Below are 21,676 nucleotides of genomic sequence, written 5' to 3' on the forward strand. Positions count from 1 at the left end.
TTAAGACATAAAAATTTTAAAGGTATACCTTATTAACCCAATGATATATGCACCAACAACCCCAAATACAATCACACTTCCTGCCAGTTTAAACATATTTGTCGCAATCCCTAGAACAATCCCTTCACTCTTATGTTCTAAAGCAGCGCTTGCCATAGAATTTGCAAATCCTGTTACCGGTACCGCTGATCCTGCTCCAGCAAATTGACCGATTTTATCATATACACCACACCCCGTTAAAATCGCGGATAATAAAACAAGCGTTGCAACAGTTGGGTTTCCTGCCTCTTGTTCACTGAAGTGAAAATAATGTATATAAAATTTCATCAATACTTCTCCAACTGTACAAATGAGTCCACCTACAAGAAATGCTTTGATACAATTTAGTAAATAGTTTGGCTTTGGATGATACTCCTTCACTTTATTTATGTAATCATCCTTCAATTTCTGACTTGTCATTTATATACTGCCTCCTACTTTACGAAATAAATCCAGTGAAACAACGATCCTATTACTTTCCCAAGCACAAGAGCAACGAGTAAAACAATAATCTTCCCCTCTACCCCTACTCGTTTCGCTAAAATAGGTAGAACATTTAACACCTCTGTTAATGCTGCAGCGAGCATTCCAATGAACGTACCACAAAATAGCCCTAATATAACGAGCCAATATTGCGACGTTTGAAATGTAATGTTTTTCAAACTGCACCAAGCCCCTGTTAAAGTACCTGCAATGACTGCCCACTCAAAATATTGAATATGCTTTCCACTTCTCGTTAATTGAGCTAAACGGGGGATTATACCAAGTACAGCTAAAAATGCGACATATCCGCTACCTACCGCTATCCCTCCAGATAAACCAATTAAAATAACAAATCCAGACTCAATCATCGGCAAGTTGTTTCATATTATCCTTGTTTTCATTAACGATTACATATTGATCAAGCGACTGTTGGTATTGAAACATCTCAACTTCTAACGGACTCGGCTCTTCATTAATTCGTTTTTGAAATACATGATTAAAGAATAGAACCATCCCTAAGCCAAGACCTACAGAATAAGGAATTTGAAATAAAAGTGGCTGTGCATTAAATTCTCCAGTAATCATGTAATATAACCGTTGATGTACTTGTTGCATACTTACATCCTCATGGAAATAAATGATTGCAAGAGCTGCTCCAATAAAAAGTAATAACCATACAAGTCCAAAGAAAACTGGGTGCACTTTCTTTTTTTCATAAATAATTTCAACAAGAGTTTGTCCGGAACCGAGTAAATTAATTTGTACGTGAGATGCTTTCTGTTGAATAATCTCAATTACTTTCATAACATCAATTACAACATGCGTCTTATCATGCGCTGTTATTTTGTAAACTATCTCATTTTGTAACAACTCAACTACGGAAGAATCTCCGGCAAGTTGAGCAACATCACCCAGCTTTACTTCATAAGTAGGAGAAACTTTTAAACGATTGCGCATTTTAATATAAATCGTTTGTTCCAACTTTCATTCACCCCTTCACTCTTCCTCGTAGTTGTAGTATGGTTATTGAATTTTTTTCTAATACAATTTTTTCATAAAAAAACATCTGCACCATTTTGGTACAGATGTTTTTTACTTATGCCTTTTTCTTAAATAAGTTTGCAATACTTAATGCAAGCCCTCCCCAAATAACTACTATTCCAATAACCATCATCATAATCGCTGATCCACTCATTATGAAACACCTCGATCTTTCCATTCTTTTTCAAGCTTGGCAGAATCCGAATGAATTTGTGCATCCCATTTTTTCAGGCCAATGATTATTGCAACTATGAGGAATGCTGCTGCTATCGACCAACCATACGTTACAACAAACTCAGTCGGATAATCTCCGTAGTTCTTTTTAATATTTTGGATTGTACCATCAATTAGCATATACCCTAACATAAGCGGAGTAATAACGAGTAAACTCACTCTCCAAAACGTTCCTAATTTAATATCAGATACAAAGTTTGCATGATTTTGATAAACTGGTAAACGGCGTAAAATGAGCCCTATCGTAACTACTTCCGCAAGTGCAATTGTAATTAATCCGAAATTATTAGCGAAATAGTCGACAACATCTAAGAACATAAGTCCACCACGTGTTGCAAAAACAAGAGAAACTAACACGAGAAGGGTTCCCATAATTCCAATAGTTTTTTCCCGACTTAAACTGAATTTTTCAGATACAGCGGCAAAGCATACTTCCGCGAGTGAAATAAGTGATGTAATTCCAGCAACCGTTAACGATAAGAAAAATAAAACACCAAACAACGGTGACATCGGCAATTCATTAATAATTTGGGGAAATACTACGAACGCAAGCCCAACGCCAGCACTTGCTACTTTATCAACCGGTACTCCCATATTATTTGCCATAAATCCAAGAGCTGCAAAGACCCCAATACCTGCTAATAATTCAAATCCTGAATTTGCAAATCCAGTAATAAAGGCATTATTTGTTGTATCCGAGTTTTTCGGTAAATAACTAGAATACGTAATCATAATTCCAAATGCTAAAGATAAACTAAAGAATATTTGACCATAAGCTGCAAGCCATACTTTCCCATCAAAAATACGACTCCAATCTGGTTTAAAGAATGCATCTAGTCCTTGCATAGCACCTTCCATCGTCACTGCACGAACGACGATAATAAGGAACATAACAACTAATAAAGGAATAAATATACGGTTAACAACTTCGATTCCTTTTTTAACTCCTTTAAATGCAACGCCAAGCACAATAATCCAAACGAGAGCTAACGGAATTAATACTTCCGGTACAAGTCCTCCAAATTGTCCTGGCTTATCTGCAACATGTAAGTACTCTTTAAATAAAAATGATTGCGTGTCTTTTCCCCACGCTCCAGTAATTGCAAAGTATGTATAGGATATAGACCAAGCAATAATCACTGCATAATATGTTGAAACGATAAATGTTACGCACATTTGCCACCATCCAATAAATTCGGCACGCGGGCTAATACGGAAAAATGTAAGTGGTGCTGAACCACGATGACGATGACCAAGGGCAAACTCAAACGCTAACAATGAAATACCAGTCGTTAATAATGCAAATAAGTACGGTAAAAAGAATGCTCCTCCTCCATTTTCATACGCTGTATAAGGAAAACGCCATATGTTTCCTAATCCAACGGCAGATCCGACCGCTGCGAAAATAAATCCAGCTCTCGTTCCCCATTGTTGCCTCGTTTCCATATTTCCTTCCCCCTTTATGACAAGTTCATACTTGGATTATATTTTAAATTGACTAAATTATCAATAAATTCTGTTAATTTTTGCGAAAATTAACATTTCTCTCCTATTAACGGCACAAAAAAATCGAATAGACAATTATTCGTCTATTCGATCTTTCATCTGTTTTAATATTTTCTTTTCAAGTCTTGAAACTTGTACTTGCGAAATGCCTATGCGCTCGGCTACTTCTGACTGTGTTTGATCTTTATAGTAACGCAAGTATACAATTAAGCGCTCTCGTTCATCTAGTTCTCTAATCGCTTCTTTTAAAGCAATTTTATCGAACCATTTCGTTTCAGATTGATCTGCAATTTGATCTAAAATAGTGATTGGATCTCCATCGTTTTCATATACAGTTTCATGTATAGATGAAGGGGCCCGGCTCGCTTCTTGTGCTAGAACAACTTCCTCTGGCGTTAGTTCTAGTGCCTCTGCCACTTCATTAATCGTTGGAGCCCTTCCGAATTCTTTCGAAAGCTCATCTCTCATCTTTCGAATTTTGTTTCCTGTTTCTTTTAAAGACCTACTAACTTTCACTGATCCATCATCGCGTAAGAAACGTTGTATTTCACCAATAATCATTGGAACTGCATATGTTGAAAATTTCACGTCGAAAGATAAATCAAATTTATCTACCGATTTCAAGAGCCCAATACATCCAATTTGAAATAGGTCGTCTGGTTCGTATCCTCGATTAAGAAACCGCTGTACAACCGACCAAACGAGGCGCATATTACTTTGAACGATTGTATCTCTCGCTTGTTGATCTCCATCTTGACTTTTTTGAATTAACGCTTTTAGCTCGTGGTCCTTTAACTGAGGTTTCTTCTTCTCATTTTTGACCTCTATGTCCATAGGCTATTCTCCTTAATTGCATAGAGCGTTACTATTTGATAAGTATTTTGTCAAATGGATTGTTGTCCCGAAAGATTCGTTTGAAATAACTTCTACTTCATCCATAAAATTTTCCATGATAGTAAATCCCATTCCGGAACGCTCTAATTCAGGTTTAGTTGTAAAAAGGGGTTGTCTCGCTTCATCTAAGTTAAAGATTCCAATCCCTTCATCTCGAATCGTGAGTTTCACCATTGCTTCTTCCAAAATTACAGAAATATAAACAATACCTTCTGCATTTCCTTCGTATCCATGAATAATTGCATTTGTAACCGCTTCTGACACAACTGTTTTAATCTCCGTTAATTCTTCCATCGTTGGATCTAGTTGTGCAATGAAAGCCGCCACTGTAACGCGAGCGAATGATTCATTTTGACTTAATGCTGAAAATTGAAGGTTCATTTCATTTCTCATCTATGCCACCCCCAACGTCGCGAGCGCGTGCGCTTCACTTTCTTCTAAGCGAACGATTTTGAATAAGCCCGACATTTCAAATAAACGCTTAACAGGCGGTGAAATTGCACAAACAACCATTTCTCCACCTAATCCCTTTACGTGTTTATATCGGCCTAATATAACACCTAGACCAGAACTATCCATAAACGATAAGTTCTCTAGGCTCAAAACAATATGATGAACACCATGTGTCTCAATCATATCTGTTACTTTCGTTCGCAACTCTTCAGCCGTATGATGATCTAATTCACCCTCTAGTCTCACACATAGGACGTCACGTTTTACTTCTAATTGCATGGAAAGACTCACACGATTTCCTCCTTATGCTCAAACTTTACTTATTCACATACATAAAGATTTTCGTGATATAAAATAAGAATCCTTCCTGCTGACAAAAGAAGAACTATTTCGTCATAAAGTGAAACCTTTCAGCATTATTCACTTACATACGAATAGAAAAGCGGCAAAATATTTGCCGCTATTTTGATGTTGAAAACATCCCAAAACTTCTTTTAAATAACTCCCACCAGCTCGCTGCAGCAACATCTTCTTTTGCTATAATTGTTTGTTTTAATAAAACATCTTTATCTTTTTTTATAACAAGGGTGCCAAGCGCGTCACCTTTTTTAATCGGTGCTTTTACTTTCTTTTCAGCAATTACTTCTTGTTTTACCTTGTCCATATTCTCGCCCTTCTTCATAAGAAGAGACACATTATCTGACGCAACTAAATCTACTTTTTCTTTTTTCCCTTTTCCTACTTGAACTGTCTTAATTTTTTCGCCGCGCGTATACAATTTCTTTGTCATATATTGTCCAAATGCATAGTCAAGAAGCTTTGTCACTTGGTTGTTCCGTTCTTTTGATGTTGGTGCTCCCATGACAACTGAAATGACACGCATACCATTTTTTTCAGCCGATGCTGTTAAACAATATTTCGCTTCTGTCGTAAAACCTGTTTTTACTCCATCTACGCCAGGATAAAAACGTACTAGTTTATTCGTATTAACGAGCCAAAACTTTTTATCCGTATCTTCACGTAAATAATCTTCGTACTTACCTGTGTATTTACGAATAAGTGGATACTTCATCAATTCTCTCGCCATTATAGCCATATCATTTGCTGTCGAATAATGGTCTTTGGCCGGAAGACCTGTTGGATTTTGAAAATGTGTATTTTTCAGCCCTAAATCTTTCGCCTTTTTGTTCATCATATTTACAAATCCTTCTTCTGAACCTGCGATGTGCTCGGCTACTGCAACAGATGCGTCATTTCCAGATGCAATTGCAATACCCTTTAACATCTCATTTACAGTCATCTCTTCCCCAGGTTCTAAAAAGATTTGCGATCCACCCATTGAAGCTGCATGTTCGCTTGCTCTAACTTTATCGGTCAGTTTTAGTTTTCCTTTTTCAACTTGTTCCATAATTAAAAGCATTGTCATAATCTTTGTCATACTAGCAGGTGGTAATTTTTCATTTGGGTTTTTATCAAATAAAACTTTACCTGTATCTTGCTCAATTACGATTGCTGACGACGCTTGTTCCGCTAACTTCGGCGTTGTTTCTTCTGTTTTCTCCTGCTTCGTTTTTTCAGATTGCGCAAAACTCACTGAAGTTCCAGAAAGCAATAACATGAAACAAACAAGTATTCCAAAAACTCGCTTCATGACTAACCCTCCATTCTATATCAGACCTATTTTTTCCAATTCTCCTTTTTTTAATACCAATTTTTTCTATTATTTTCAGTTGACAAATACATTCGTCCCCTATATTGTATTAAGTGTATTACACATAGTAGTACACTTAATACATATGAGGAAGGAGACATTGCTCTTGCATATTCAACTTGACCCAAGAAGCAACACTCCGATATGGGAACAAATTGTTCAAAATATAAAAGAACTCGTATTGAAAAACATGTTGGCTCCAAGTGATAAACTTCCTTCTGTACGCGAACTCGCTTCTTTACTCGTTATAAATCCAAATACAGTGAGTAAAGCGTATCAAGAGTTAGAGCGACAAGGAATTATTGAAACGTTACGAGGAAAAGGAACATTTGTATCTCAATCGATTACCCCAACATTAGACGAAAGGAAAATCGCTATGGTTGAAAAGCAATTTCATCAATTACTATTAGAAGCCTCTTATCTTGGTGTTACAAAAGATAAAATTCATGATTGGATAGATTCATACTATAAAGAGATTGGAGGAAATACAGATGCTGAAAGTGACAAGCCTGAAGAAAACAATTGATAATCAAACGATTTTAGACGATGTTTCTTTCACATTGCAAAGAGGGAGTATCATCGGATTACTTGGAAGAAACGGCGCGGGAAAAACAACTTTATTACGAACGATGGTCGGCATTTTAGACCCAGACGAGGGAACTGTTACATATGAGGATATCGACATCCATAAAAATCCTGAAACGAAACAAAAAATCGTATATGTTCCGGATTCTACTAACATACTGAACGGTTATACAGTAAAAGAAATCGTAAAGTTTTATAAAGAAGTTTATACCGCATTTGATGAAACACATTTCTATGAACTATTAGAACGTTTTAACTTACCAAACAAACGAATTCGTAGCTATTCAAAAGGCATGAAAGCACTGCTCGCCATCATTTTAGCTGTTTCTACAAAAGCAGAATATATTATTTTAGATGAACCGACAAATGGACTTGATCCTATCGTAAAAAGGAAAATTTTACAGTTTCTCGTTGGAGAAGTTGCAGAAAAAGAGATTACCATTTTCATATCTACCCATCATTTAGATGAAGTGGAACAAATTGCAGATACAATCATTATATTAAAAGGCCATACTATCTCGTCTATTACATCACTAGACGATGCAAAATCACGATTTGCAAAAATACAAGTAGCTTACGAGCGTTCATTACCTCAAAAACTAGAAAACTTAAGCAATATTAAAATATTAAATCAAACGGGAAAAGTATATACAATCTTAATTGAGGGAAATGTGGCTACAACACTCGAGAAGTTTTATAAAGAACAACCACTGCTCATTGAGGAATTAGCCATGTCGCTCGAAGATATTTTTATCACAACGTTTGAGGAGGATTCACATGTTTCATAAAGCTTTATGGATAAGGCAATGGAAGCAAGGAAAATATATAATTCTATTATTTTGGTTAATTAGTTTATATCAACTACCTTATAAATATTATCAAGAAGCGCAAATGCAGCTAAAACAATCAAAAATGAAGTTTGATGACTATGCATATTACTACTCCTACTATTTTCACGCATCTGATGGTGCCGTCCTCTTTCAAGGAGTTACTCTTATTGCACTTGCTTGTCTTTTAATTGGGTGGGAACGTAACAATCAATCAACTGATTTTCTCTTCTCGATGCCTTTTAAACGAAAAGATATTTTTTTAACAAAATGGTGGCTTGGTGTTTTGAATATTATTACAGTGCAAATTGTTTGCTGGATTAGCATGTACGGAATAAAGAACATGTCGTTTCACAATGAGTATCAAATCTTTACTCCGTTCTATAGTTACTTTCTATATGCTACCGTTGTACTTATCGCTATTTATACATTCACCTTATTTATCGGAACCATTACTGGACATATATTCTCTCAAAGTAGTTTAACTATCATTCTATTATTTTTACCATACGGTTTTGGATTGTTAATTTCCGGATTCATTTATTCCCATACACAATGGTCTTTAGATGCAATGGGAGAAATAGAGCAACGTACTCATGAGTACTTACAACATATAGATATCATTTCACCATTAGAATCTTTTTCTATTACTTATGATTATCACCCGATAGAAACATTTGATGACTATGGCAATAAACTTTCTAGTGTACCACAGGACAATCCAATGGAGCATACTTCTGTACCTTCTCCTTGGACACTATTAACACCATTTGCTTACATCATTATCTTTTTATCAATGGCAACCTTTCTATACACACGTACACCAAACGAACAAAACGGAAAAATACTATTGTTTCCTAACTTGCAAAAATGGTTCATGATTTGCACTGTTCTATGCTTCGGACTGCTTGGCGGTAGAATATTAGGCGGACGAGATGCACTTCTGTCTTATTATGTTGGATTTTTCCTATTCGCTATCATAAGTTACTTCATTTTTACACGTCTATTAAAATTGAAGTTTGCTTTTGGAGGGAAATAAACATACATTAAGGTAATGAATACATGTTTCAAAAAGCATTATAGATGTGAAACTATAAACACGTAACAATGGCATTAATAGAAGCTGACAAAAAAAGTCATACAATGACAAAAGAAAGATGTTATGAATTATTTAACTCTTATATGAACTAAATAAAAAGGCATTGCACAAGAGCAATGCTTTTTATTATATATCCCTATCTAAATAAAGAGGTTATTTCACATTCTCTCTCCTATCCCCATACACCATCTCTTCTTTCATCCCAAATCCATCACCATTTTGCACAATTTGCTCTGTCGGTGCAACTACACTTTCGGCAATTTTCCATTCCCCACGCTCTTTTACGAATACTTGTAGAAAATAGTTCATGCCATCTAATTGATATGCATTTTCTTTTTTCACATTATAGTGAATCGCAATGTAGTACACTTGAATGTTTTCTTTCCCTATTTTTGATACGTATTGCGATAGTCTCGGTATATAAAGTGCTGCTTTCTGAAAAGATAGTTGCTTCGCTTTAACAAGCGATGAACTTGTTACATTACGTAATGTGTCCCGATTACGAATATTATCGCTATGGTGGAATAATACTGCGTTTTGCATAGAACGAACCCATAATTTCGAATATAAGACTGTATTATCGTTTTCGATGTACTTCACTTCTTTTCGCACCACTTGGATAGGCGTATCTGCGTACGTGAATGTTTGAAAACAGAAAAAACTACCAAATAAAATGGTAAGTGCAGCAATATATTTCATAATCTTTCCTCCGATCTTTTAATTAAAGTATCGGAGTTTCAAAATATTTTTATTCAAAAGAAAAAGGATAGGAGTGCTTTCGCTTCCTATCCTCATTTATTATAATACGCGGCCAAATAGTTCTAAGACCATTTCTATTTCTTGGTCGCTCCAACCTTTAAATCTCTCTTTATAATATTCTTTACGCACAGCTTCAAGTTTTTCAGTTACTTCTCTTCCGTGCTCTGTAATTTCTAAGTACACGATTCGACGATCTGAATTAGAACGTTTTCTTTCTACTAATCCTTTTCGTACGAGACGATCTGTAACAGCTGTAATATGACTGGAGGTTACGTTTACTTCACTCGCAATTTGCGAAGCCATCTGTGGACTGTTTAAAAATAACGCACGTAATACAGAAAATTCATTATATGGCATATGTTCTGCAAAACGTGTATTAATATCATTTTGTAATAAACGTATCATTTTTCGAAATGATGCAGATAAATCTAAAATCAGCGTTTCTCTTTTTTCGTTCAATAGCCTCGTCCCTTTTTTATCATATTTACACATATTATAATCTATAAATACCTATGTTGTATATGCTTTCTTTCCTCAACATTCTCATTTATGTAACTTTTTTCATATAAATTTCTTTTTTGTTCACACATATACATATAAAAAGGATGGTGATGGAAAATGCAGGGTGGAATGAATCCTTATTTACACAACGTACGCACTGCTAATACTGGTAAAGAAGCTACTATTACTGTACAAGGAGAAGGTGTTGTAAAAGCAAAACCGAATGTTGTTATATTAACACTCGGCATTCGAACAGATGACAAAAATGTAAAACAGGCTCAAGAAGAAAATGCAGTGCAATCCAAACAATTGCTGGATGCACTTAAACAGCTTGGTATTGCCGATAAAGATATAGAGACGATTTCTTATACAATTACTCCTCAATACGAATATGTAAATGATAAAGCATTGCTACAAGGATACCGTGTAGAGCATTTGTATGAAATTACCGTTTTAAATGTACAAAAAGCTGGGGAAGTATATGATATAGCCGTTTCAAATGGCGCAAATGTAGCAAAAGGGTTACGTTTCCGAGTATCTCATCCAAATAAATATTATGAGCAAGCTCTCATTCAAGCTCTGCACCAGGCAGTAGAAAAAGCTCGTGCTATTGCGAGTACATATAATTTAAATATTAATCCTGTTCCCCTCTCATTCGTTGAAGAATCTGCCCAATTACCAAGGGAGGTTACGTCTTATGCTACTTTACATGCGCAAGCAGCTCCACCTATTCAATCGGGAGAATTAGAAATTATTTCAACAATACGGGCAATTTTTACGTATTTATAAATAATTTCATTTATAAGTAAACGTTATCATTTTCCTTGTTGTAAAAACATGATGTTCTGATATAATAAAGGACGGTGAGCTCTTACGAAAGAGATATCACGGGTGGGAGAGGGATATGAAAAAGAAGGTTTAACATGAAAGGAATACTTGAAAGAACATTTAAATTAGGTTTACACGAAACATCACCAAAACAAGAAGTTTTAGCTGGAGTTACGTCATTTTTCACGATCGTATATATTATGATTGTAAATGCGTCAATTTTATCCGATGCTGGCATTCCTCTTGAAGCTGGAATTTTAGCAACTGTTTTCAGTTCATTTGTCGGATGTCTACTCATGGCATTTTGGGCAAATGCACCTGCTATTCTTGTCCCTGGTATGGGTGTAAATGCATTCTTCACGTACACAGCTGTGCATACGCTTGGACTAACTTGGCAAGAAGCATTAGCTGCTGTCTTTATCTCTGGTATTATTTTTGCAATTGCCGCTTTTACACCAATCGCTCGCGTGCTATCAGTATCAATTCCAAAGTCATTAAAAGAAGCAATTACTGTCGGCATCGGATTATTTTTAGCGTTTATCGGATTGCAAAAAGGTGGTTTAGTCGTTTCGAACCCAAATACTGCTGTTGCAATGGGTAAATTAAGTAACCCTGTCGTTCTTGCGACCGTGCTTACTCTTATCGTTGCACTTGTACTATTTATTCGTAACGTACGTGGAAACTTTTTATGGACGATTGCAATAGGAACTGGTATTGCATGGCTATTTGGCCTTGTTGATACAAGTCAAATCGGAAATAGTTCATTCTCATTCGCTAATTACGGCGATGTGTTTGGAGCTATGTCATTTGGCAAACTTTCTTCCTTACCGTTTTGGATTGCAACATTCTCCTTAAGCATGGTGCTTATTTTTGAGAACATGGGACTTCTGCACGGTTTATTAGAAGATGACCGTAAATTCCCACGTGCTTACCAAGCCAATGCAATTTCAGCAATGACATGTGGTCTATTTGGCACAAGCCCTACCGTATCAACAGTAGAGAGTGCCGCAGGTATTACTGCAGGCGGAAAGACAGGTCTGACGTCTATCGTTACGGGGTTGTTATTCTTTGCATCATTGTTTGCACTTCCGTTTGTCAAACTAATTCCTGATAGTGCCATTGCACCAATCTTAATTATTATTGGCGGCCTGATGATTACAAGCATTCAGCAAATTCCTCTGAACGATTTTTCAGAAGGATTTCCAGCGTTCTTAATTATCGTCATGATCCCGCTCACATATAGTATCGCTGATGGCATTGCGTTCGGATTTATTGCTTACCCTATCTTAAAAGTTGCTCTTGGAAAGCGTAAAGAAGTCGCACCATCTATGTATATCATTACATGCTTATTCTTAGCTATGTTTGTATTACATGCTATTGGTTAAGAAAAAACACCGGGGAAATCCTCGGTGTTTTTTTACTTAAACCATCCTTTTTTATAAAACCAGGCCATCATTCCGCCGCCAATTAATGCCATTAGAAGAAGACAAATAAAATAACTATATTGTCCACCAAGCTCTGGCATATGCGTAAAGTTCATTCCATATACTCCCGCAATAAATGTTAATGGCATGAAAATAGTCGAGAATACAGTTAATGTTTTCATAATGTTATTCATATGATGTGAGTTTAATGAAAAATAACTATCCCGAATATCCGCCGTTAACTCTCGACTTGCCTCAATCATTTCCGTAAGTTTAAGTAAATGATCATGTATATCTTTAAAATAAATCTCATGATCACTTATACCGTAAAAACGAGTGGAATTCAAAATACGATACAATAAATCACGCATTGGAATAATTGTACGTCTTAACTTAGATAAATCTGCCCTAATATCAAATACTTCTTCTAGTACGGCTCCTGCTGTCTCACCTGTTAAATTATCATCAATCGCATTTAAATGATCTTCAATGTAATATACAGGTGCGAAATAATCATCTACAATTTGATCAGTGATCGTATGTGCTACATGTAAAGGTCCTTTCTTAATCCGCCTCTTCTCACCAAGTGTTTTCCATACTCTTTCAATTGCATTATTATGAGAAAAATGGAAAGAAACAATATAGCGATCACTAACAAACAAATCAATTTCATGTGGTTCTAGCCCATCTTCTCCAAACGCGTGAAGAACTAAAAAGTTATATCCATCATAAAAATCAACTTTTGGCCTCTGTACATATTCTAGACAGTCTTCAATTGCAAGGGGATGGAACTTAAAATGGTCTTGCAGAATATATGTATACTCTTCTTTCGTTGGCTTATATAAATCTAGCCAATACCATACAATATGGTCTTTCTTTGTTTCTTCTAGAGAAACATCATATAATACTTCATCTGTTTTTGTTACTGCACAAATTCTAATCATAATTTCACCCATTATTATTATAAACAAAAAATAGTAAAAAAAGCCAAGGAGAAATCTCCTCAGCTTTTTTTTATTATTTCGTTACGATACCGTGTACTAAAGTTGGTGCATCTACGTGTTCTTTAGAGATCTTCATGTTCTCATAAATTTTCGCTTTTACATCTTCAACATTTTCGCGGTTTGCGTAAATTGTAACAAGGGATTCACCTTGCTTCACGCTATCGCCTACTTTTTTGCGCAGCATTAGACCAACTGCTAAATCAATTTCAGACTCTTTCGTTGCACGTCCTGCTCCTAAAAGCATTGCTGCTGTTCCGATTTCGTCTGCAACGATTTCTGATACATATCCGTCTTCTTTCGCTTCCACTTCAATTTTAAATTGTGCTTGTGGCAATTTAGAAGGGTCATCAACAACAGATGCGTCGCCGCCTTGCGCTGATAAGAACGTTTTAAATGATTCTAGCGCTTTTCCGTTGTTCATTACTTCAATTAGCTTTTCACGTGCATCTTCTAAAGATGAAGCTTGTCCAGCAAGGTACACCATTTGACTTCCAAGTGTTAAACATAGCTCTTCTAAATCTTTCGGCCCTTTACCTTGTAATGTATCAATTGCTTCTTGTACTTCTAATGCGTTACCGATAGCTTCACCGAGTGGTTGACTCATATCAGAAATAACTGCCATCGTATTACGACCAACGTTATTACCGATGCGTACCATTGCTTCTGCTAAACGTTTTGCATCTTCATCCGTTTTCATAAATGCACCTGCTCCAGTTTTTACATCAAGAACAATTGCATCTGCACCAGCAGCAATTTTTTTACTCATAATCGAACTTGCAATAAGCGGAATTGAGTTTACTGTTGCTGTTACATCACGAAGTGCATATAACTTTTTATCAGCAGGTGTTAAGTTACCACTTTGGCCGATAACAGCGATTTTGTTTTCATTTACAAGACGCATGAATTCATCGTTTTCAATTTCCACATGGAATCCTGGAACTGCTTCTAATTTATCAATTGTACCACCAGTATGTCCTAAACCGCGTCCAGACATTTTCGCTACTGGTACACCTAAAGCAGCTACCAATGGACCTAATACAAGTGTCGTTGTATCACCAACACCACCTGTCGAATGCTTATCTACTTTTACACCTTCAATAGCTGATAAGTCGATTGTATCACCGCTATTTACCATTGCCATCGTTAAATCAGCACGCTCTTGATCGTTCATATCTTGGAAGAAAATTGCCATTGCAAGTGAACTTACTTGATAATCAGGAATATCACCATTTGTATATCCTTCAACAATAAAGTTAATTTCTTCTGTCGTTAATGCATGTCCGTCACGTTTTTTTGCAATTAGGTCCACCATTCTCATTGTGAAGTCACCCCTTCATTTGTTTTACGATTGCTTTTACTAATGCTAAGAAGTTAGCTTTAACACGTTCTGTCGTTTCAATTACTTCATCGTGGTGAAGTGGCTGATCTAAAATACCAGCTGCCATATTTGAAATACAAGAAATACCTAATACTTTCATACCAGCATGACGCGCTACAATTACTTCAGGTACTGTTGACATACCAACTGCATCTCCGCCAAGTGTACGAAGCATACGAATTTCAGCAGGTGTTTCATATACAGGACCTGTCATTCCTACGTATACACCTTCTTGTACTTTAATATTTAAGTCTGCTGCAACTTGTTTCGCCATTTCGCGAAGTTCTACTGTATATGATGTAGACATATCAGGGAAACGTACGCCCATTTCAGAATCATTCGGTCCGATTAATGGATTCGTACCCATGAAGTTAATGTGGTCTGAAATTAACATAAGATCGCCTGGCTCAAATGATGTATTTACACCACCAGCTGCGTTTGTTACAACTACTGTTTCTACACCTAGTTCTTTCATAACACGAACTGGGAATGTTACTTTTTGCATGTCGTATCCTTCATAGAAGTGGAAACGTCCTTGCATTGCTACTACTGTTACACCTTGAAGTGTACCAAATACTAGTTGACCTGCATGGCCTTCTACAGTTGATACTGGGAATTCAGGGATTTCACTGTAAGGTACTGTTACTGCGTTCTCAATTTCGTCTGCTAATACACCTAGTCCTGATCCAAGGATTAGTCCTACTTGTGGTGTCTCTTGAAATTTCTCTTTTAAGTATGAAGCTGATTTTGTAATAAGTTCACGATTCATTTGTTTATCCCCCTATTTCTTTAGCTCGTTTAAGAAGCTTGTTCCGTATTCTGGCATTTTCACACCGAAGTTTTCTGCTACTGTTGCACCAATATCAGCAAATGTTTGACGAAGTGGTAACTCTTGTCCGCCTTCTTTCATGCTTGGGCTATATGCTAATAATGGTACATATTCACGTGTATGGTCAGTACCAGGGTGAATTGGATCATTACCGTGGTCTGCTGTAATTAATAATAGATCATCTTCTTTTAGTTTTGCGAATACTTCTGGAAGACGTGCATCATATTCTTGCAGAGCTTCTCCGTATCCTTGTGGATCACGGCGGTGGCCGAATAATGCATCAAAGTCAACTAAGTTTAAAAAGCTAAGACCTGTAAAGTCCATATTTAATGTATCTACAAGCTTATCCATTCCATCCATGTTAGACTTCGTACGAAGTGATTCAGTTACCCCTTCGCCATCATAAATATCAGAGATTTTACCGATAGCAATTACATCGTAGTCACTATCTTTTAATTCATTCATTACTGTACGACCGAATGGTTTTAATGCATAGTCATGACGGTTTGGTGTACGTGTAAAGTTTCCAGGTTCACCAACGAATGGACGAGCAATAACACGACCTACCATGTATTTCTCATCTAATGTTAATTCACGTGCAATTTTACAAATTTTATATAATTCATCAAGTGGCACTACTTCTTCGTGTGCTGCAATTTGCAATACGCTATCAGCAGAAGTATAAACGATTAAAGAGCCTGTTTCCATTTGCTCTTGACCAAGTTCATCAAGAATCTCAGTTCCAGAAGCTGGCTTATTACCGATAATTTTACGGCCTGTTTTTTCTTCTAATTCATCAAGTAATTCTTTCGGGAATCCTTCTGGGAACACTTGGAATGGTGTATCAATGTAAAGGCCCATGATTTCCCAGTGACCTGTCATTGTATCTTTACCAGTAGATTTCTCTTGCATTTTTGTGTAATATCCAAGTGGTTTCTCTACTTTAGAGATACCTTTCATTTCTCGAATGTTACCAAGACCTAATTTCACCATGTTAGGCATTTGTAACCCATTCATATGTTCAGCAATGTGACCAATTGTGTCAGATCCTAGATCACCAAATTGCTCAGCATCTGGTGCTTCACCGATTCCCACAGAGTCCATTACGACTAGGAATATACGTTTATATTTATTCATAACTGCGACCTCCTATAAGTTCAGTTCTACTTCTTGTAGTATGTTCAAAACGCTATAAAGTGAAACTGTTATCCAAAAGAATTCTCATTGTCAAACAGTACTTCTTTAAATCATTTTCTAACCTATTTCGTTTACTTGAAACGATTCAAAAACATTTCTAGTTTTTTCTAAGTCGGATGTCAGACATCTGATACTGATATCATAACATGTTTACGCTTTCTTTTTAATACATTTTCGTAGAATTTCTCATTTTCTTCACACTTCTATTGTAATCCATTCTGCAACGAAGTGCTAATTTTTTTATGATTTATTTCTTCATATTAAAAATAAAAAGTAGCTCTAAAGAGCTACTTTTTATTTTACTTCTATTGTTTCTTCTTTATGTTCATGCAATTCGCCTTTTCTTACATGTACTTTCACTTTGTAAGCACCGTTCTCTTTGAAAGTATGTTTCGTTTCATACTCTCCTTTATTCCCTTCTTTCGCTGGGATAAATTCGTGTTTTTCAACACCATCTTTCCAAATCTCTAGTTGTACTTCAGCATCAGTTAATGCTTCTTCTTTTTGCTTTAAATGAACTTTCATTGTAGATTCAGCATTTGCCTTTATGTCTCCAGCCATAAGATGGATCATTGTGTCACTTTTATGATCTCCATGTCCTGCACTGTGATCACTATTTTCTTTTTTCGCATCTTCTACTTTCGCATTTCCTACAGCAACTTTCACTTCTGGCATAACGTGCATTTCACGTGCATTTGTGTGAGCAATAATATGGTATACTCCATCCGTTTCGAATGTTTTCTCTACTGCATAAACACCTTTTCCTTTATGCTTACCATCTAACATCTCATGCTTTTCGTCGCCATCTTTCCAAATTTCAAACTTTACATCATCGGCATCCGTTACTTTTTCTTTCCCTTGTGTAACAAGTGCTTGTACTTCTGTTTTTTCACCTGGTTTAATTTCTTTCGGATTTGTTTGGACTGCTACTTTTACAGCTTCAAGTTTCTGTTCTTTTTTCGGTTCTTCTTTGTTTGTATTACAGCCAGCCAACGCTAGCATCGCGATAAATAAAGTTATAATCAGTTTTTTCATCATCATTTCCTCCTTTATACTTTATTTAGTATAGAGGAAATACATTGTAATATTCCAGTCTTCTGCTGAAAACAATATACGAAATGTTTGTGAAGTTTCTGTGAAACGGTCTTCCCCTCTTAATCTATGAAAAAAAGAGCATAGTAACTATGCTCTCGGATGAAACTGTTTATATACATCTTTTAATCTAGTTTTTGAAACGTGCGTATAGATTTGCGTAGTTGAAATATCTGCATGTCCAAGCATTTCTTGTACAGCACGTAAATCTGCTCCATTTTCTAATAAGTGCGTAGCAAACGAGTGACGCAACGTATGAGGTGTAAGTTCTTTTTCAATATTTGCCTCTTTCGCTAATCGTTTTAATATTTTCCAAAATCCTTGTCTTGATAATCGATTACCATGATGGTTTAAAAAGAGTGCATCTACTACTTTTTTCCCCATTAATTCTCTTCTTCCTTTTTCAATATACTTTTGAATCGCTTCCGTTGCTAAACTTCCTAGTGGAATAATTCTTTCTTTATTCCCTTTCCCTATGCAACGAACAAATCCCATCGTTAAATGTACATCTTCTAAATTGAGTGCAATCAATTCTGAAACACGAAGTCCTGTCGCATACAGTAACTCTAGCATCGCCTTATCACGAATCCCAAAAGCACTTGTCATTTTTGGTGTTTGAAGTAACGCCTCTACTTCATCAACTGATAATACCTTTGGTAATTTCCGTTCCCCTTGTGGCGTTTCAATATGTACGGATGGATCGTGTTCTACCGCTCGTTCACGAAGTAAAAATTGGTGGAACGAACGAATTGATGCGATATGACGCGCCAATGTTTTCGAAGATTTTCCGTTCTCTTTTAAATACTGCAAAAAGTTAACAATGTGTAAACGGGTCACTTCATGAAAAGTTTTCGTCTGTTCCACATTTTGCAAATACTTTACGTAGCTTTTTAAATCCCGTTCATAAGATACTACTGTATTCTTTGCTAATCCTTTTTCGACAACCATATAATGAATAAAATCTTTTAATTGATCTTCCACTCTACACTACTCCCCATTTTCATAGAAAAACATCATTCTATTTACGAAAGCATCCTTTGCCGGTTCTTCATTCCCTGATACTTTTTCTACAGTCTCTTCTTTAGGTTTTTCATAACGATGATAGCTTTCATATTCTTCATTTATCCATAGTATAGCGAAATAAAACAAAATCGTACAACTTGTAAATAATAAAAATACTTTTATTCCATCAAAAGTTAATTTTAAAGCTCGGCGCATTGTAAATTCCTCCAAAATATAAGTTATTACAACATATGCCAAGCTTTCACCAATTTATACCTTATTCAAATAAAAAACCTCTTCCTAGATAAATAGGAAAAGGTTATTTTTCATCCGTTTCATTTTCTTGACAATTTTTACAAATCCCATGGAATGTTAAACGATGATCTTTCACCTTAAAGCTCCAGTCTCGTTCTACTTTCCTTTCCACTTCACCAAGTAAATCTTCTTGTATTTCTTGTACAGCACCACATTGTGTACAAATCAAATGATGGTGGAAACGCTGCGCACCTTCTTGGCGTAAGTCATAGCGTGAAACACCGTCTCCGAAGTTAATCTTATCGACAACTTTTAACTCAGATAATAGTTCTAAAGTTCGATAGACGGTTGCTAATCCGATCTCTGGCGACTTTTCTTTTACAAGGAGGTAAACATCTTCTGCGCTTAAATGATCTTCTTCATTTTCTAGCAGCACACGAACTGTTGCTTCACGTTGCGGTGTTAATTTGTAGCTCGCTGCATGTAATTGCTTCTTAATTCGTTCAATTCTTTCTTCCATTCGGTACTACTCCCTCCTCGCCACTCTTACACCATTATATCAGAAGAAGGGCTTCTGTCAAAAGAAAAAACAATAAAAACAAATTGATAATTATTCTCAAAAAGTATTTATTTTTTATTAATAGCCTCAACGACTTCTTTCATTAAAACTGGTGATGCGTAAGCCTCCACACTAGAAGCAAGTGCTAACACCACTCCAATTACGAGAAAGAAGCATGTATAACGGATTAATAATGGTAATAGTGGCTCGGTTATTTTTCTAATAAATTGATGCCTAATCATCCGTAAAGAAAAACTTGCAGCAATAGTTGTCATAACGAGAAAGACTGGAATGATAATTAAATTTTGTGGCAAAACAGATACAAATGCTAATAATAGTCCATTCCATCCATGCTGACTTACTAAAAAACCAACTGTAAATCCAACGACAACTCCTTTTACAAATAATAAAATAAAAATAAGTGGTAATCCAATAATTGAAATCCCTAAAATCCAAATAAATCCGATGTATTTTAATTGCGAAAAGTAACTTTCTCGAAACATTTCGCCCGCAATGGCAAATTCTCCTTTAGAGACTTGTCCAAAAAAACGTTGTAAATAAAATGATAAATCTTGTTTTTGATTGATTTGTAAACTATTCACCAGAATGGCTCCGAATATTACTCCCATCAATAATAAAACAGCGTTAAATATATATAATGAAGAGTTTTCCTGTATGTGAGACATTACACGGTCTTGCCAATTTTTTCGCCACATTTTTCTTCCCTCCGTTCACACTCTTATTAAAAATGTATGAAAGAAAGAAAAAAGTATGACGAATTAACATTGAAATTCCGCTCTACTTTGCTAAACTAAAAAGTAGAGAATAGGAGGGATTTCTCTTGAAACCATTATTATTAGATTTTCCAACATTATTTCAAACTGAACGCTTGCAAGTTCGTAAACCATTTCCAGGTGATGGTGCAGAAGTATATGAAGCAATCCAAGCTTCTCTAGAAGACTTAGTACCGTGGATACCAATTAACGCTGAAACAGAAGAGAGTGCTGAAGAAATTGTTCGCGAAGCTCACGGACAGTTTTTACTTCGTGAAACACTTGATTTTCACTTATACGATAAAGTATCTGGTACATTCATCGGAGCAATTACACTAAAGCCTGAAAACTGGGATATTCCAAAGTTTTCACTTCACTTCTGGCTACATAGTGCCTATACAAAACAAGGCTATATGACCGAAGCTGTTAAAGGTGCAATTCAGTTCGCCTTTGATAAACTAGGCGCTAGAAGGATTGAAATTCGTACTGATGCAACAAATATAAATGCATGTAGCTTAGCAGAACGTCTAGAATTCATTCTAGAAGGTACAATGGAAAATGATTTCCTAGCACCAGATGGTAGCTTACGTGATGCACGTGTATATGCAAAAATCAATTAAAAAACACTCGCCTTTGGCGAGTGTTTATTTTTGTAGTTGTAAATATTGTACTGCAAACATCGTCTTCGCATCATGAATACGAAGATCTTTCATAAGAGTAATCGCTTCTTCTAACGATACTTCCATTAATTCTACAAACTCATCTTCATCTAACTCAGCTTTATTTTCTTTTTTTGTCAAACCTGTCGCTTTATATACATATAAAATTTCATCTGCGAATCCTGGAGATGTATAGAAAGAAGTAATGAGCTCCATATTTTCACATACATATCCTGTTTCCTCTTCTAATTCACGAACTGCTGTCACCTCTGGTTTTTCACCTGGTTCTAACTTGCCGGCCGGAATTTCTATAATCGCCTTTTCAAGCGCTTTACGATACTGCTCAACAAGCACAATTTTCCCCTCATCCGTAATAGCAATAATCGCAACTGCACCAGGGTGATTTACAATTTCACGTTTACTCATTGCTCCATTTGGTAATACTACATCATCAACACGAACTTTTATAACTCTACCATCAAAAATCGGCTCAGTTTTTACTGTTCTCTCTGTAAGATTACTCATACTACTTCATCTCCCTGTT

General features: G+C 36.0%; 27 protein-coding genes. 6 read left to right on the plus strand and 21 right to left on the minus strand.

The window, feature by feature from the left end:
* The 9 genes from spoVAC to dacF form a co-directional block, all read right to left on the minus strand.
* On the minus strand, positions 1-459 hold the full coding sequence (gene spoVAC, locus ACS2FK_RS01955; protein WP_000203808.1) for a stage V sporulation protein AC: 459 nt from the start codon (positions 457-459) through the stop codon (positions 1-3).
* A gap of 14 nt (positions 460-473) precedes the next feature.
* A complete protein-coding gene (spoVAB, locus tag ACS2FK_RS01960) occupies positions 474-890 on the minus strand; it encodes a stage V sporulation protein SpoVAB (protein WP_063548568.1) in 417 nt (138 codons plus the stop codon).
* On the minus strand, positions 883-1,503 hold the full coding sequence (locus tag ACS2FK_RS01965) for a stage V sporulation protein AA (RefSeq protein ID WP_063548570.1): 621 nt from the start codon (positions 1,501-1,503) through the stop codon (positions 883-885). The genes spoVAB and ACS2FK_RS01965 overlap by 8 nt, the downstream gene beginning before the upstream one ends.
* Positions 1,504-1,618: 115 nt before the next feature.
* Complete coding sequence (locus ACS2FK_RS01970; RefSeq protein ID WP_000016826.1) at positions 1,619-1,717, minus strand: methionine/alanine import family NSS transporter small subunit; 99 nt, start codon at positions 1,715-1,717, stop codon at positions 1,619-1,621.
* Positions 1,717-3,243, minus strand: a complete 1,527-nt coding sequence (locus tag ACS2FK_RS01975) for a sodium-dependent transporter (protein WP_000450088.1) — start codon at positions 3,241-3,243, stop codon at positions 1,717-1,719. Before ACS2FK_RS01975 ends, ACS2FK_RS01970 begins: the two co-directional genes overlap by 1 nt.
* A 135-nt stretch (positions 3,244-3,378) precedes the next feature.
* Complete coding sequence (gene sigF, locus ACS2FK_RS01980) at positions 3,379-4,137, minus strand: RNA polymerase sporulation sigma factor SigF (RefSeq protein ID WP_000350729.1); 759 nt, start codon at positions 4,135-4,137, stop codon at positions 3,379-3,381.
* A gap of 12 nt (positions 4,138-4,149) precedes the next feature.
* Positions 4,150-4,590 (minus strand): anti-sigma F factor, encoded by a 441-nt coding sequence (gene spoIIAB, locus ACS2FK_RS01985; protein ID WP_001243398.1) that lies wholly within the window; start codon positions 4,588-4,590, stop codon positions 4,150-4,152.
* Positions 4,591-4,941, minus strand: coding sequence for an anti-sigma F factor antagonist (spoIIAA, locus tag ACS2FK_RS01990; RefSeq protein ID WP_000059135.1), 351 nt, complete (start codon positions 4,939-4,941; stop codon positions 4,591-4,593). It abuts the gene before it with no gap.
* Positions 4,942-5,110: 169 nt separating this feature from the next.
* Positions 5,111-6,301: a serine-type D-Ala-D-Ala carboxypeptidase DacF gene (gene dacF / locus ACS2FK_RS01995; RefSeq protein ID WP_000831997.1), complete on the minus strand. Its 1,191-nt coding sequence runs from the start codon at positions 6,299-6,301 to the stop codon at positions 5,111-5,113.
* A 166-nt stretch (positions 6,302-6,467) separates the two neighbouring features.
* Between dacF and ACS2FK_RS02000 the strand changes: the two genes are divergently transcribed.
* From ACS2FK_RS02000 to ACS2FK_RS02010, 3 genes are read left to right on the plus strand one after another with little or no spacing between them, the layout of a single operon-like run.
* Positions 6,468-6,887 (plus strand): GntR family transcriptional regulator, encoded by a 420-nt coding sequence (locus ACS2FK_RS02000; protein ID WP_017673592.1) that lies wholly within the window; start codon positions 6,468-6,470, stop codon positions 6,885-6,887.
* Entirely contained in the window at positions 6,853-7,734 is an 882-nt protein-coding gene (locus ACS2FK_RS02005) for an ABC transporter ATP-binding protein (RefSeq protein WP_063548572.1), read from the plus strand. The genes ACS2FK_RS02000 and ACS2FK_RS02005 overlap by 35 nt, the downstream gene beginning before the upstream one ends.
* Positions 7,724-8,812, plus strand: a complete 1,089-nt coding sequence (locus ACS2FK_RS02010) for an ABC transporter permease subunit (protein WP_048655586.1) — start codon at positions 7,724-7,726, stop codon at positions 8,810-8,812. The genes ACS2FK_RS02005 and ACS2FK_RS02010 overlap by 11 nt, the downstream gene beginning before the upstream one ends.
* 213 nt (positions 8,813-9,025) lie before the next feature.
* Here the strand turns inward: ACS2FK_RS02010 and ACS2FK_RS02015 are convergent, their stop codons facing one another.
* Together ACS2FK_RS02015 and ACS2FK_RS02020 are read right to left on the minus strand one after the other, a co-directional pair.
* Positions 9,026-9,571, minus strand: coding sequence for a hypothetical protein (locus ACS2FK_RS02015; protein WP_000873787.1), 546 nt, complete (start codon positions 9,569-9,571; stop codon positions 9,026-9,028).
* A 99-nt stretch (positions 9,572-9,670) separates the two neighbouring features.
* The gene (locus tag ACS2FK_RS02020) at positions 9,671-10,090 is read right to left on the minus strand and encodes a MarR family winged helix-turn-helix transcriptional regulator (protein WP_001003307.1); all 420 of its coding nucleotides are present in this window, start codon (positions 10,088-10,090) and stop codon (positions 9,671-9,673) included.
* A gap of 159 nt (positions 10,091-10,249) precedes the next feature.
* On the opposite strand from ACS2FK_RS02020, the gene ACS2FK_RS02025 reads away from it, so the two are divergent.
* Complete coding sequence (locus ACS2FK_RS02025) at positions 10,250-10,921, plus strand: SIMPL domain-containing protein (RefSeq protein ID WP_001161449.1); 672 nt, start codon at positions 10,250-10,252, stop codon at positions 10,919-10,921.
* A gap of 134 nt (positions 10,922-11,055) precedes the next feature.
* Positions 11,056-12,345 carry an NCS2 family permease gene (locus tag ACS2FK_RS02030; RefSeq protein WP_000676248.1) on the plus strand — a complete coding sequence of 430 codons (1,290 nt, stop codon included), beginning with the start codon at positions 11,056-11,058 and terminating at the stop codon, positions 12,343-12,345.
* Between the two features lie 32 nt (positions 12,346-12,377).
* On the opposite strand, the gene corA is transcribed toward ACS2FK_RS02030, so the two are convergent.
* From corA to spoIIM, 9 genes are all read right to left on the minus strand, one after another.
* A complete protein-coding gene (gene corA / locus ACS2FK_RS02035; protein WP_002026281.1) occupies positions 12,378-13,340 on the minus strand; it encodes a magnesium/cobalt transporter CorA in 963 nt (320 codons plus the stop codon).
* 61 nt (positions 13,341-13,401) lie between these two features.
* A complete protein-coding gene (locus ACS2FK_RS02040; RefSeq protein ID WP_001243080.1) occupies positions 13,402-14,706 on the minus strand; it encodes a pyrimidine-nucleoside phosphorylase in 1,305 nt (434 codons plus the stop codon).
* A gap of 7 nt (positions 14,707-14,713) precedes the next feature.
* Positions 14,714-15,535 carry a purine-nucleoside phosphorylase gene (locus tag ACS2FK_RS02045; RefSeq protein ID WP_001078446.1) on the minus strand — a complete coding sequence of 274 codons (822 nt, stop codon included), beginning with the start codon at positions 15,533-15,535 and terminating at the stop codon, positions 14,714-14,716.
* Positions 15,536-15,547: 12 nt separating this feature from the next.
* Positions 15,548-16,732 carry a phosphopentomutase gene (deoB, locus tag ACS2FK_RS02050; RefSeq protein WP_001046079.1) on the minus strand — a complete coding sequence of 395 codons (1,185 nt, stop codon included), beginning with the start codon at positions 16,730-16,732 and terminating at the stop codon, positions 15,548-15,550.
* A 354-nt stretch (positions 16,733-17,086) separates the two neighbouring features.
* A complete protein-coding gene (locus ACS2FK_RS02055; protein ID WP_080469872.1) occupies positions 17,087-17,827 on the minus strand; it encodes a FixH family protein in 741 nt (246 codons plus the stop codon).
* 147 nt (positions 17,828-17,974) lie between these two features.
* Positions 17,975-18,865 carry a site-specific tyrosine recombinase XerD gene (gene xerD, locus ACS2FK_RS02060; RefSeq protein ID WP_000390088.1) on the minus strand — a complete coding sequence of 297 codons (891 nt, stop codon included), beginning with the start codon at positions 18,863-18,865 and terminating at the stop codon, positions 17,975-17,977.
* Between the two features lie 6 nt (positions 18,866-18,871).
* Positions 18,872-19,102 carry a YqzK family protein gene (locus tag ACS2FK_RS02065; RefSeq protein ID WP_001250432.1) on the minus strand — a complete coding sequence of 77 codons (231 nt, stop codon included), beginning with the start codon at positions 19,100-19,102 and terminating at the stop codon, positions 18,872-18,874.
* A 103-nt stretch (positions 19,103-19,205) separates the two neighbouring features.
* Complete coding sequence (fur, locus tag ACS2FK_RS02070) at positions 19,206-19,661, minus strand: ferric iron uptake transcriptional regulator (protein WP_000392657.1); 456 nt, start codon at positions 19,659-19,661, stop codon at positions 19,206-19,208.
* Between the two features lie 107 nt (positions 19,662-19,768).
* Positions 19,769-20,386, minus strand: a complete 618-nt coding sequence (gene spoIIM, locus ACS2FK_RS02075) for a stage II sporulation protein M (protein ID WP_013142149.1) — start codon at positions 20,384-20,386, stop codon at positions 19,769-19,771.
* Between the two features lie 155 nt (positions 20,387-20,541).
* Between spoIIM and ACS2FK_RS02080 the strand changes: the two genes are divergently transcribed.
* Positions 20,542-21,093: a GNAT family N-acetyltransferase gene (locus ACS2FK_RS02080; protein ID WP_000803479.1), complete on the plus strand. Its 552-nt coding sequence runs from the start codon at positions 20,542-20,544 to the stop codon at positions 21,091-21,093.
* 24 nt (positions 21,094-21,117) lie between these two features.
* Here ACS2FK_RS02080 and ACS2FK_RS02085 read toward each other — a convergent pair whose 3' ends face one another.
* Complete coding sequence (locus tag ACS2FK_RS02085) at positions 21,118-21,657, minus strand: NUDIX hydrolase (protein WP_016512339.1); 540 nt, start codon at positions 21,655-21,657, stop codon at positions 21,118-21,120.
* Between the last annotated feature and the right edge of the window lie 19 nt (positions 21,658-21,676).

This window comes from Bacillus cereus group sp. BceL220, assembly GCF_051776965.1.
Lineage (GTDB): Bacteria > Bacillota > Bacilli > Bacillales > Bacillaceae_G > Bacillus_A > Bacillus_A cereus.

What these genes read in the sequence shown, in the direction of transcription:
- ACS2FK_RS02040 (WP_001243080.1), bottom strand. Translation starts at nt 14,706, where the DNA reads ATGAGAATGGTGGACCTAATTGCAAAAAAACGTGACGGACATGCATTA.
- spoVAC (WP_000203808.1), bottom strand. Translation starts at nt 459, where the DNA reads ATGACAAGTCAGAAATTGAAGGATGATTACATAAATAAAGTGAAGGAG.
- ACS2FK_RS02055 (WP_080469872.1), bottom strand. Translation starts at nt 17,827, where the DNA reads ATGAAAAAACTGATTATAACTTTATTTATCGCGATGCTAGCGTTGGCT.
- ACS2FK_RS02065 (WP_001250432.1), bottom strand. Translation starts at nt 19,102, where the DNA reads ATGCGCCGAGCTTTAAAATTAACTTTTGATGGAATAAAAGTATTTTTA.
- sigF (WP_000350729.1), bottom strand. Translation starts at nt 4,137, where the DNA reads ATGGACATAGAGGTCAAAAATGAGAAGAAGAAACCTCAGTTAAAGGAC.
- ACS2FK_RS02025 (WP_001161449.1), top strand. Translation starts at nt 10,250, where the DNA reads ATGCAGGGTGGAATGAATCCTTATTTACACAACGTACGCACTGCTAAT.
- ACS2FK_RS02045 (WP_001078446.1), bottom strand. Translation starts at nt 15,535, where the DNA reads ATGAATCGTGAACTTATTACAAAATCAGCTTCATACTTAAAAGAGAAA.
- spoIIAB (WP_001243398.1), bottom strand. Translation starts at nt 4,590, where the DNA reads ATGAGAAATGAAATGAACCTTCAATTTTCAGCATTAAGTCAAAATGAA.
- ACS2FK_RS02015 (WP_000873787.1), bottom strand. Translation starts at nt 9,571, where the DNA reads ATGAAATATATTGCTGCACTTACCATTTTATTTGGTAGTTTTTTCTGT.
- dacF (WP_000831997.1), bottom strand. Translation starts at nt 6,301, where the DNA reads ATGAAGCGAGTTTTTGGAATACTTGTTTGTTTCATGTTATTGCTTTCT.
- ACS2FK_RS02030 (WP_000676248.1), top strand. Translation starts at nt 11,056, where the DNA reads ATGAAAGGAATACTTGAAAGAACATTTAAATTAGGTTTACACGAAACA.
- spoIIM (WP_013142149.1), bottom strand. Translation starts at nt 20,386, where the DNA reads ATGTCTCACATACAGGAAAACTCTTCATTATATATATTTAACGCTGTT.
- deoB (WP_001046079.1), bottom strand. Translation starts at nt 16,732, where the DNA reads ATGAATAAATATAAACGTATATTCCTAGTCGTAATGGACTCTGTGGGA.
- ACS2FK_RS01970 (WP_000016826.1), bottom strand. Translation starts at nt 1,717, where the DNA reads ATGAGTGGATCAGCGATTATGATGATGGTTATTGGAATAGTAGTTATT.
- ACS2FK_RS01975 (WP_000450088.1), bottom strand. Translation starts at nt 3,243, where the DNA reads ATGGAAACGAGGCAACAATGGGGAACGAGAGCTGGATTTATTTTCGCA.
- ACS2FK_RS02085 (WP_016512339.1), bottom strand. Translation starts at nt 21,657, where the DNA reads ATGAGTAATCTTACAGAGAGAACAGTAAAAACTGAGCCGATTTTTGAT.
- corA (WP_002026281.1), bottom strand. Translation starts at nt 13,340, where the DNA reads ATGGGTGAAATTATGATTAGAATTTGTGCAGTAACAAAAACAGATGAA.
- spoVAB (WP_063548568.1), bottom strand. Translation starts at nt 890, where the DNA reads ATGATTGAGTCTGGATTTGTTATTTTAATTGGTTTATCTGGAGGGATA.
- fur (WP_000392657.1), bottom strand. Translation starts at nt 19,661, where the DNA reads ATGGAAGAAAGAATTGAACGAATTAAGAAGCAATTACATGCAGCGAGC.
- ACS2FK_RS02010 (WP_048655586.1), top strand. Translation starts at nt 7,724, where the DNA reads ATGTTTCATAAAGCTTTATGGATAAGGCAATGGAAGCAAGGAAAATAT.
- ACS2FK_RS02005 (WP_063548572.1), top strand. Translation starts at nt 6,853, where the DNA reads ATGCTGAAAGTGACAAGCCTGAAGAAAACAATTGATAATCAAACGATT.